Source organism: Streptomyces sp. A0958 (assembly GCF_004795035.1).
GTDB lineage: Bacteria > Actinomycetota > Actinomycetes > Streptomycetales > Streptomycetaceae > Streptomyces.
On the sequence record NZ_SSBK01000070.1, the window covers coordinates 1 to 10,437 of the forward strand.

The 10,437-nt window shown below is 73.7% G+C and carries 8 protein-coding genes and 1 pseudogene; 7 read left to right on the top strand and 2 right to left on the bottom strand.

Annotated features, from left to right (window positions below; genetic code table 11):
• From sucB to E6P78_RS32015, 5 genes are all read left to right on the top strand, one after another.
• Positions 1-948 (top strand): 2-oxoglutarate dehydrogenase, E2 component, dihydrolipoamide succinyltransferase (gene sucB / locus E6P78_RS31995; RefSeq protein WP_136207131.1); only part of this gene is annotated, 948 nt, incomplete at its 5' end.
• Positions 949-1,078: 130 nt separating this feature from the next.
• On the top strand, positions 1,079-1,702 hold the full coding sequence (locus E6P78_RS32000; RefSeq protein WP_136207132.1) for a GntR family transcriptional regulator: 624 nt from the start codon (positions 1,079-1,081) through the stop codon (positions 1,700-1,702).
• Between the two features lie 266 nt (positions 1,703-1,968).
• A complete protein-coding gene (gene aceE / locus E6P78_RS32005) occupies positions 1,969-4,638 on the top strand; it encodes a pyruvate dehydrogenase (acetyl-transferring), homodimeric type (protein WP_136207133.1) in 2,670 nt (889 codons plus the stop codon).
• 156 nt (positions 4,639-4,794) lie between these two features.
• Positions 4,795-5,775: a YafY family protein gene (locus E6P78_RS32010; protein WP_168712760.1), complete on the top strand. Its 981-nt coding sequence runs from the start codon at positions 4,795-4,797 to the stop codon at positions 5,773-5,775.
• Positions 5,776-5,835: 60 nt separating this feature from the next.
• Positions 5,836-6,357, top strand: a complete 522-nt coding sequence (locus tag E6P78_RS32015) for a DUF4240 domain-containing protein (protein ID WP_136207138.1) — start codon at positions 5,836-5,838, stop codon at positions 6,355-6,357.
• Positions 6,358-6,369: 12 nt separating this feature from the next.
• Here the strand turns inward: E6P78_RS32015 and E6P78_RS32020 are convergent, their stop codons facing one another.
• A complete protein-coding gene (locus tag E6P78_RS32020; RefSeq protein ID WP_136207134.1) occupies positions 6,370-6,897 on the bottom strand; it encodes a GNAT family N-acetyltransferase in 528 nt (175 codons plus the stop codon).
• A 56-nt stretch (positions 6,898-6,953) separates the two neighbouring features.
• On the opposite strand from E6P78_RS32020, the gene E6P78_RS32025 reads away from it, so the two are divergent.
• The gene (locus E6P78_RS32025; RefSeq protein WP_136207135.1) at positions 6,954-7,853 is read left to right on the top strand and encodes a TIGR01777 family oxidoreductase; all 900 of its coding nucleotides are present in this window, start codon (positions 6,954-6,956) and stop codon (positions 7,851-7,853) included.
• A 205-nt stretch (positions 7,854-8,058) separates the two neighbouring features.
• Entirely contained in the window at positions 8,059-9,405 is a 1,347-nt protein-coding gene (locus E6P78_RS32030; RefSeq protein WP_136207136.1) for an NAD(P)/FAD-dependent oxidoreductase, read from the top strand.
• Positions 9,406-9,411: 6 nt separating this feature from the next.
• On the opposite strand, the pseudogene E6P78_RS32035 reads toward E6P78_RS32030, so the two are convergent.
• Positions 9,412-10,437, bottom strand: a pseudogene (locus E6P78_RS32035) (regulator); the annotation flags it as partial.

Here is a 10,437-nt window from a genome sequence, read left to right on the forward strand (position 1 = left end):
GCGACCTCCGGTGACGACGGCGCGTACGTCACGCCGCTGGTCCGCAAGCTCGCCGCCGAGAACGGCGTCGACCTGGGCTCGGTCAAGGGCACCGGCGTCGGTGGCCGTATCCGCAAGCAGGACGTCGTCGCCGCCGCGGAGGCCGCCAAGGCCGCCGCTGCCGCCCCGGCGCCCGCCGCCGCCGCTTCGGCCCCCTCCAAGGCGGCGCCGAAGCTGGATGCCTCCCCGCTGCGCGGTCAGACGGTCAAGATGACCCGCATGCGCAAGGTCATCGGCGACAACATGATGAAGGCGCTGCACTCGCAGGCCCAGCTGACCTCGGTCGTCGAGGTCGACGTCACCAAGCTGATGAAGCTGCGCAACAAGGCGAAGGACGGCTTCGCGGCCCGCGAGGGCGTCAAGCTCTCCCCGATGCCGTTCTACGTCAAGGCCGCCGCCCAGGCGCTGAAGGCCCACCCGGTCATCAACGCCCGGATCAACGAGGACGAAGGCACGATCACGTACTTCGACTCGGAGAACATCGGCATCGCCGTGGACGCCGAGAAGGGCCTGATGACCCCGGTCATCAAGGGCGCGGGCGACCTCAACATCGCCGGCATCTCGAAGAAGACCGCCGAGCTGGCCGGCAAGGCCCGCGGTGGCGGCCTGACGCCGGACGACATGTCCGGTGCCACCTTCACCATCAGCAACACCGGCTCGCGCGGTGCGCTGTTCGACACCGTCATCGTGCCGCCGAACCAGGCAGCCATCCTGGGCATCGGCGCCACCGTCAAGCGTCCGGCGGTCATCGAGACCGAGGAGGGCACCGTCATCGGCGTCCGCGACATGACGTACCTCTCGCTCTCCTACGACCACCGTCTGGTGGACGGCGCGGACGCCGCCCGTTACCTGACCGCGGTCAAGGCGATCCTGGAGGCCGGCGAGTTCGAGGTCGAGCTCGGCCTGTAACCAGCCTCACGATCGGCGCCCCCGTCCGGAACACTCCCGGGCGGGGGCGCCGCCGTATTGTCTAGACACCACAGGTCGCCCCGGCCACCGTGCCGGTGCAGGCGTACCGGTCTGTCCGAAGGAGCCCGTCATGACCCCGCCCGTCGTCCACTCGCTGCGCGAACAGATCCGCGAGCACATCGTGGAGGGGATCGTCAGCGGGCGCTGGAAGCCGGGCGAGCGGATCGTGGAGCGGCGCATCGCCACCGAGCTCGAGGTCAGCCAGACGCCCGTGCGCGAGGCGCTGCGGGAGCTGGAGACGCTGCGGCTGATCGAGTCGGCGCCCAACAAGGGCGTCCGGGTCCGCAACCTCACCGCCGCCGACCTGGAGGAGAGCTACCCCGTACGGGCGGGCCTGGAGCAGATCGCCGCCGAGCTGGCGGCCCCCGGGCTCGGCGAGGACTGCTCGCTGCTGGCCCCGCACGTGGCGGCGCTGTACGAGGCCGACCGGCTGGCGGACGGCGAGGCTCAGGTGCGCCACACGGTCGCCTTCCACCGCGAGCTGGTGCGCTCCGCGGGCAACGCGGTGCTGCTGCACACCTGGGAGGGGCTGGGCATCGAGGTGTTCACGGCGCTCTCGATCCGCTGGCTGGGGACGGTGCAGAAGTCGTACGCCGAGGAGCACGAGGCGCTCATCGACGCCTTCCTGCGCAAGGACCCGGACATAGGGGCTCTGGTCAAGGCACACGTGCTGGGCTGCGCGCCGCGCGCCTGAGCCCGCGCCGGGCGATGACGCATCTGTCGCGAGGGGCGCTCACCCGTGCAGGCGGGCGCCCTTTTTGCCTGCTAAATCCCGTCACTGGGTGCCCCATTTCATGGCACCGCATGCCAATTTCTTCATATCGAGAAGTTTTCCCTTTCATCCTTTGATCGATCATCGATCGGCGACTTACAGTTCACTTCGCGGGCCCACCGGCCCCATCGCCCTGTCCTGCCAGTCAGGGACTTCTCCACCCCCCTCCTCACCGGAAGGCGGCGATCATGACCGACCCCGTTGGAAAGCTTCCGAGCGAGCTCGACCAGCTCCCGGACCGCGACCCGGAGGAGACCGCTGAATGGGCGGCCTCCCTGGACGCCGTCACCAAGGCCGCGGGCCCGCACCGCGCCGCGTACCTGATGCGCCGTTCGCTCCAGCATGCCGAGGGCGCCGGTCTCGCGCTGCCCAAGCTGCTGGAGACCGACTACGTCAACTCCATCCCCACCGCCGCGGAGCCCGCCTTCGACGGTGACCTGGAGATGGAGTCGAAGATCACCGCGTGGAACCGCTGGAACGCGGCCGCGATGGTCACCCGCGGCGCGCGCCTCGGCGTCGGCGGCCACATCGCCACCTTCGCCTCGGCGGCCTGGCTGTACGAGACCGGCTTCAACCACTTCTTCCGCGGCAAGGAGGGCGAGGGCTCCGGCGACCAGCTGTACATCCAGGGCCACGCCTCCCCCGGCATCTACGCCCGCGCCTTCCTCGACGGCCGGCTCAGCGAGCAGCAGCTCGACAACTTCCGCCAGGAGGCGGGCGGCGACGGCCTGCCGTCCTACCCGCACCCGCGGCGGCTGCCCTGGCTGTGGGAGTTCCCCACCGTCTCGATGGGCCTCGGCCCGCTCTCGGCGATCTACCAGGCCCGCTTCAACCGCTACCTGGCCAACCGCAACATCAAGGACACGTCGAACTCGCACGTCTGGGCCTTCCTGGGCGACGGCGAGATGGACGAGCCCGAGTCGACCGCCGCCCTCGCCCTCGCGGCCCGCGAGCGGCTCGACAACCTGACCTTCGTCATCAACTGCAACCTGCAGCGCCTCGACGGCCCGGTCCGCGCCAACTTCCGCGTGGTCCAGGAGCTGGAGGGCGCCTTCCGCGGCGCCGGCTGGAACGTCGTCAAGACGCTCTGGGGCACCGCCTGGGACGAGCTGTTCCAGCTCGACACCACGGGTGCGCTGGTACGCCGGCTCCGTGAGGTGCCGGACGCGCAGTTCCAGACGTACGCCACCCGCGACGTCGCCTACATCCGCGAGCACTTCTTCGGCGCCGAGCCCGCCCTCGCCGAGCTGGCGAAACTGCTCACCGACGCGAAGATCGCCGAGTGTTTCCACACCTCGCGCGGCGGCCACGAGGCCCGCAAGGTCTACGCGGCGTACCGGGCGGCCCTGGAGCACAAGGGCGCGCCGACGGTGATCCTGGCTCAGACCGTGAAGGGCTACACGCTCGGCCCGGGCTTCGAGTCGCGCAACGCCAACCACCAGATGAAGAAGCTGGACGGCAAGCAGTTCCGCGCCATGCGCGACCTGCTGGAGCTGCCGATCCCGGACTCGAAGCTGGACGAGGGCCTGGTGCCCTACGCGCACCCGGGCGCCGACTCCCCCGAGGTCCGCTACCTCCAGGAGCGCCGCGCCGCCCTCGGCGGCCCCGCCCCGGCCCGCCGGGTGCACGCGGTGGCGCTGCCGGCGCCCGAGGAGCGCGCGTTCGCCGCGCTGAAGAAGGGCTCCGGCAAGCAGGAGCTGGCCACCACGATGGCCTTCGTCCGCCTGGTCAAGGACCTGATGCGGGACAAGCAGACCGGCAAGCGCTGGGTTCCGATCGTCCCCGACGAGGCCCGGACCTTCGGCATGGAGGCGCTGTTCCCGTCGGCCGGTATCTACTCGCCGCTGGGCCAGACGTACGACCCGGTCGACCGCGACCAGCTGATGTACTACAAGGAAGCCAAGGACGGCCAGGTCCTCAACGAGGGCATCACCGAGGCCGGCGCCATGGCCGACTTCATCGCCGCCGCCACGTCGTACGCGACGCACGGCGAGCCGATGATCCCGTTCTACATCTTCTACTCGATGTTCGGCTGGCAGCGCACGGGCGACCAGTTCTGGCAGCTCGGCGACCAGCTCGGCCGCGGCTTCGTGGTCGGCGCCACCGCCGGCCGTACGACGCTGACGGGTGAGGGCCTCCAGCACGCGGACGGCCACTCGCACCTGATCGCGTCCACGAACCCGGCGTCGCTCAACTACGACCCGGCGTTCGCGTACGAGATCGCGGTGATCGTCCAGGACGGTCTGCGCCGGATGTACGGCCCCGACGCCGAGGACGTCTTCTACTACCTGACGGTCTACAACGAGCCCAAGCAGCAGCCCGCGATGCCGGAAGGCGTCGAGGAGGGCATCGTCAAGGGCCTCTACCGCTTCAAGGAGGGCACGCCCGCCAAGGCGGACGCGCCGCGCGCCCAGCTGCTGGCCTCCGGTACGGCGATCCACTGGGCCCTGGAGGCCCAGGAGCTGCTGGCCGCCGACTGGGGTGTCACGGCCGACGTCTGGTCCGCCACCTCGTGGGGCGAGCTGCGCCGGGAGGCGCTGGAGTGCGACGAGGCGCTGCTCCGCGGTGAGCAGCGGGTGCCGTACGTGACACAGGCGCTGGGGGGCGCACCGGGTCCGGTCCTCGCGGTCAGCGACTGGATGCGCGCGGTGCCGGACCAGATCAGCCAGTGGGTCGAGCAGGACTGGTCCTCGCTCGGCACGGACGGCTTCGGGATCTCCGACACCCGCGACGCGGCCCGCCGCCACTTCGGCGTCGACGCCCAGTCCGTCGTGGTCGCGGTCCTGGCCCAGCTGGCCCGCCGCGGCGAGGTCCCCGCGACTGCGGTCAAGGAAGCCCGCGAGCGTTACGGGCTCTGACCTCACGCACCGTCGGGCCCGGGCCGTTCCGGCCCGCCCGGCGGTCGAGGACATGCCCCGGCCCCGGCCGGGCCGGACGACACGTCCGGCCCGGCCGGGGCTCGTCGTCTCCGCACCGGACCGCGGGCGCCCCGTACCAGCGGCCACAATGGCCGCATGCGTGCTGCCCGGCTGATCAGAATGGTGCTGCTCCTGCAGTCCCGCCCCGGTATGACCGCCGCCGAGCTCGCCTCGGAGCTGGAGGTGTCCGAGCGGACCGTCACCCGGGACGCCCAGGCCCTGTCCGAGGCCGGCATCCCGGTGTACGCGGAACGGGGCCGGGCGGGCGGCTACCGGCTCGTCGGCGGGTACCGCACCGGGCTGACCGGCCTCGCCCGTGACGAGGCCGAGGCGCTCTTCCTGTCCGGCCTGCCGTCCGCGCTGCGCGAGATGGGCCTCGCGGACGCCGCGTCCGCCGCCCGCCTGAAGGTGTCGGCGGCCCTGACGCCCGCCCTGCGGGACGCCCCCGCCGGGGCCGGCCGGCGCTTCCACCTGGACGCGCCCGCCTGGTACCAGGAGCCGGTCACCCCGGAGCTGCTGCCCGCCGTGGCCGAGGCCGTGTGGGGCGACCGCACGGTCCTCGCCCGCTACCGGCGGGCCGGCCGGGACACCGACGCGGAACGGGAGCTGGCCCCGTACGGCCTTGTCCTGAAGGCCGGGGTCTGGTACCTCTGCGCCCGCGCGGGCGACGACTTCCGGGTGTACCGGATCGACCGGTTCACCGCCGTGACCGTCTGCGACACCCCCTTCGTCCGGGACCAGGACTTCGACCTGCCCGCCTTCTGGGCGGAGCGGTCGGCCGCGTTCGCCCGCTCGCTGCTGCGTACGGAGGTGACAGTGCGGCTCTCGGAGACGGCCGTTCGCCTGCTGCCGCGCACCGTGGACCGGGCCGCCGCGCAGGAGGCGCTGGACGCGGCCGGGCCGCCGGACGCCGACGGGTGGGTCACGGTCACCCTGCCGGTCGAGTCCCTGGACGTCGCCCACGGCCAGCTGCTGGGCCTCGGGCCGGAGTTGGAGGTGGTGGAGCCGGCCGCCCTGCGGACCAGGTTCGCGACCGCCGCCGCCCGGCTGCACGCGCTCTACGGGGACACTTCCTGAACCCTCGTTCCGGTGTCTGGGCGTGCATCGTCCGCGCCCAGGGCAGATGCTGGACCCGTGATGGACGAGACGGAGTTCTGGGAGCTGATCGACAGCACCCGCGAGGCCGCCGACGGCGACCCCGAGGACCATGCCGACCTGCTGGTCGAACGGCTGGTGCGGCTCGATCCCGAATCCGTGCTGGACTTCGCCCGGCACTTCGAGGCCCGCTTCAACCGCGCCTACCGCTGGGACCTGTGGGCCGCGGCCGGTGTGCTGCTGGGCGGGGCGGACGACGACGCCTTCGACTACTTCCGCTGCTGGCTGATCGGCCGGGGCCGGGAGGTCTTCGAGGGCGCGGTGCACGACCCGGACAGCCTGGCCGAGCTGCTGGACGACTTCGACGAGGAGCTGGACGGGGACGCGGAGGAGCTGGGGTACGCGGCCGACGAGGCGTACGAGCAGCTCACCGGCGCGGTCGCACCGGACCTCGGGCTGCCGCCGCAGGCCGAGGAGCCGGAGGGCACGCCGCTGGACCCCGACGACGACGCGGCCCTGGCTGCCCGGCTGCCCGCCCTCTGGGAGCGGTTCGGCCCTGAGTGAGACCCGCGCCCCTCACGGGGTGAGCGGCCGGCCCATCATCACGTCGTCCACGTACCGCCCGTTCAGGAAGAACTCCCCGGGCAGCACGCCCTCGACGGTGAAGCCCTCCGCCTCGTACAGCGCGCGGGCGGGCGTGTTGTGGCCGAGGACCCGCAGGGTCATCCGGCTCGCCCCCTCACCGCGTGCCGCGAGGCAGCCGGCCCGGACCAGGGCGCGCCCCACGCCACGGCCGCGCGCCCAGGCGGCCACGGCGAGGCCCTGTATCTGACGCACGTGCGCGTTGCAGGCCAGCGGGGTGGGCGGCACCACGCGTATGTATCCGGCCACGACCCGCACCCCCGCCTCGTTCGCCGCCTCGGCCACCAGCATGTCCTGGGGCAGGTGCCGCTCGTCGAAGAACGGCTCGTACGGCGGCTGCGGGCGCGGCTGCACGGCGTGCAGCGTCGACCAGGTGGCCCGGTCCAGCTCACCGAGAGCGGGGCCGTCGTCCAGGACGGCGCGGCGGACGACGGGGGCGGAAGCGGCGGCGGGATCGGTCATGGCCGCCACTGTGCCACGGCCGTGTCCGGCGGGGCCCATGGGGCAGGATGGGGGTTATGCCGCACTCCCGTATCGCCGTCACCGGATCGACCGGACTCATCGGAGCGGCGCTGGTGCGCTCGCTGCGGGCCGACGGGCACGAGGTGGTCCGCCTGGTGCGCCGCCCCGCGCGGGGCGGTGACGAGGTGGAGTGGGACCCGAGGCGCGGTTATGTGGACGTGGCCGGTCTGGTGGGCTGCGACGCGGTCGTGCACCTGGCCGGGGCCGGGGTGGGCGACCACCGCTGGACCGAGGCGTACAAGAAGGAGATCCGCGACAGCCGGGTGCTCGGAACGGCCGCCGTCGCGGACGCCGTCGCCTCGCTGGACGCCCCGCCCGCCGTGCTGCTGTCCGCGTCGGCGATCGGCTTCTACGGCGACACCGGAAACCACGCGGTCGACGAGGGCGCGCCGCCCGGCGACGGGTTCCTGCCGTCGGTGTGCGTGGAGTGGGAGGAGGCCACGGCCGCCGCCGAGGAGTCGGGGGTGCGTACGGTGCACGCCCGCACCGGTCTGGTGGTCGCCCGGGAGGGCGGCGCCTGGGGTCGGCTCTTCCCGCTGTTCCGGGCCGGGCTCGGCGGCCGGCTCGGCAACGGGCGGCAGTACTGGAGCTTCATCGCGCTGCACGACCACATCGCCGCGCTGCGGCACATCCTGGACACGCCGGAGCTGTCCGGCCCGGTGAACCTGACCGGCCCTGCGCCCGTCACCAACGCGGAGGTGACGGCGGCGATGGGTCGGGTGCTGCGGCGGCCGACCCTGTTCACGGCCCCCGCGCCCGCGCTGCGGGTCGCGCTGGGCGAGTTCGCCGGGGACGTGCTGGGCAGTCAGCGGGTGCTGCCGGGGCGGCTGCTGGACTCGGGATTCTCGTTCGCCTTCCCCGGCATCGACGCCGCCGTCCGCGCGGCCCTGCACTGATCGGCAGGACACCTCCGGCGCCACCCGGCACCACTCGGCGCCACAAATAATCAGACGGGTGTGCGACCCCGTGCACCGGTGCCCCGGTACGCGCGCGACTGCGCACGATCGGGCCACTCTCCTAGCCTCCTGGTGAACTCACGCATTCCGGTGGGCGGTTGAGGGCAAGAGCCCCCCACCAATTGCGCCGAACCGGGGAGGGCACGTGCTCAGCACGGCACACCACGCGGACGTGGTCATCATCGGGGCCGGGATCGCCGGCCTGTCAGCGGCCCACCGACTGACCAGCGCGGGAGTCAGTGTCAGCGTCCTGGAGGCCGGCCCCGGCGTCGGCGGCCGGATGACGACCGACGAGGTGGACGGGTTCCGGCTCGACCGCATCGGCCCGCTGCTCAACACCGCCTGCCCGGAGCTGCGCACGACGCCCGGACTCGACGGACTCGTCCTGCGCACCTTCGACCCCGGGGTCCTCGTCCACAGCGACGGCCGCCGCCACCGGACCGGGGAGACGCGCGGCGTACAGGGCTCACGCAGCGCACGGGGCGCGCTGAAGGCAGCGCGCGCCCTAGCGAGCGCCCCCCGGCCGCCGCGGGCGGGGGCCCTCACCGGAGCCATGGGCGGCGCGATCGACCAGGCACGGCTCGGCGTGGCGCTGGCCCGCCTCGCCGCCACCCCGCCGGCCCGCATCCTCGCCCGGCCCGAACGCGCCGCGCTCGACGCCCTGTCCGGCCGCCTGTCCGCCCGTACGCTCAACGGCTTCGTACGCCCCCTGCTCACCGCGCTGCTCAGCGATCCGGACCTCGCCACCTCCAGCAGGTGCGCCGACCTCGCCCTGCGCACCTACGCGAGCGGGCGGCTGTTCGTACCGGGGGGCGGGGCGGGCACCCTGCCGGCGCTCCTGGCCGCTTCCCTGCCGCCCGGCACCGTACGCACCGGCGTGCACGTCACGTCCGCCGACATCACCTCGGTCCGCACCAAGGAACACGGCGAACTGGGCTGCCGCTCCCTGCTGGTCGCGACCGGCGCGAGCGCGGCGGTGGAGCTGCTGCCGGGCCTGCGCCTGCCGTCCTTCCACCCCGTGACGGTGCTCCACCACACCGCCCCCACTCCCCCGCCGACCGGCGCCTCGCTGCTGCTGGACGCCGACCGCCACGGGCCGGTGGCGCACACCGCGGTGATGAGCGAGGTCGACCCGGCACGCGCCCCGCGCGGCCGGACCCTGATCAGCTCCACCGTGCTCGGCACCCCGCCCCCCGACCTCGACCGCACGGTCCGCGCCCACCTCGCCGCGCTCTACGGCGTCCCAACCGACGACTGGGAGCTGCTGGCCGCCCACCACGACCCGGAGGCGGTGCCCGCGATGACGCCCCCGCACGACCCGGCCCGCCCGGTCCGGGTGCTCGCGGGCCTGTACGTGTGCGGCGACCACCGCGACACGGGCACGGTCCGGGGCGCCCTGTCCTCGGGCCGCCGGGCCGCCGCCTCGATCCTGAGCGACCTCGGCGTACGGCCGGCCCTCGGGGACGCGGCGGCGCTCCCCGAGGCGGCCTGACGTGGCTCAGCCCAGCGCGGCGACCCGCTCGCGGTAGCCCCGGACGGGGGCGGCGTCCCGGAAGGGTTCGAGCCGCCGCTCGAAGTCGCGCACGTACTCCGCGGCCCGCACCGAGCGGATCTCGGCGGCCTGCTGAGCGGCCTCCGCACCCAGCCGGCAGGCCTGCTCCAGCTCACCGAGGCCGAGCCGGGCACAGGCCAGCACCACCCGGCAGAACAGCCTGCTGCGGGCGTACGCGGGGGCGCGCAGCTGGAGCGAGCGCTCGGCGTGCTGGGCCGCTGCCCGGTGCTGCTGGAGGTCGCGGTAGCAGTGCCCGAACTCGTCGGCGAGCTGCGCCTCGTCGAAGTCGCGCGCCCACTGCGGCACCTCGTCGCCGGGGCGGGCGGTCTCCAGCGCCCGTTCGGCCCGGGTGAGGGAGGCGGTGCACGCCTTGGCGTCCCCGAGCACCGCGTGGCCGCGCGCCTCGACCGCGTGCAGCAGGGCGAGGACGGCGTGCGGCGCTGCGGAGCCGATGCCCTGCTGGGCGACCCGGGCCAGTTGGACCGCCTCCCGGCCGTGCGCGAGGTAGACCGCCTGGCGGCTCATGGTGATCAGTACGTAACTGCCGTAGGCGCGGTCGCCCGCGGCCTGGGAGAGCCGCAGGGCCTGCACGAAGTAGCGCTGGGCGAGCCCGTGGGCCGCGATGTCGTACGAGGTCCAGCCGGCCAGCCGGGTCAGGTCGGCGGCGGCGGCGAACAGGCGCCGCCCGGTGGCCTCCGTGTACGTGCCGCGCAGCATCGGTTCGGTCTCGTGCTCCAGGTACCGGACGAGGGCCTGACGGGCGTGGCCGCCGCCGTAGGCGTGGTCGAGGGTGCGGAAGAGTTCGGCGACCGAGCGCAGGGCGGCGACGTCACCGTCGCCGACCCTCAGCCCCGAGCCCCGCTCGGTCTGCCGCTGCCGGGGGACGCCTGGGGCGCCCGGGACGACGGCGGCCGGGGCGCCGGGCGGGGCGGGCGTGCCGCCGGGCCTGGACGGCGCGGGCCCCCGGAGATC

Bases quoted from the DNA above. Each gene is read 5' to 3' on its own strand.
- E6P78_RS32000 (WP_136207132.1), top strand. From the start codon at position 1,079: ATGACCCCGCCCGTCGTCCACTCGCTGCGCGAACAGATCCGCGAGCAC.
- aceE (WP_136207133.1), top strand. From the start codon at position 1,969: ATGACCGACCCCGTTGGAAAGCTTCCGAGCGAGCTCGACCAGCTCCCG.
- E6P78_RS32010 (WP_168712760.1), top strand. From the start codon at position 4,795: ATGCGTGCTGCCCGGCTGATCAGAATGGTGCTGCTCCTGCAGTCCCGC.
- E6P78_RS32015 (WP_136207138.1), top strand. From the start codon at position 5,836: ATGGACGAGACGGAGTTCTGGGAGCTGATCGACAGCACCCGCGAGGCC.
- E6P78_RS32020 (WP_136207134.1), bottom strand. From the start codon at position 6,897: ATGACCGATCCCGCCGCCGCTTCCGCCCCCGTCGTCCGCCGCGCCGTC.
- E6P78_RS32025 (WP_136207135.1), top strand. From the start codon at position 6,954: ATGCCGCACTCCCGTATCGCCGTCACCGGATCGACCGGACTCATCGGA.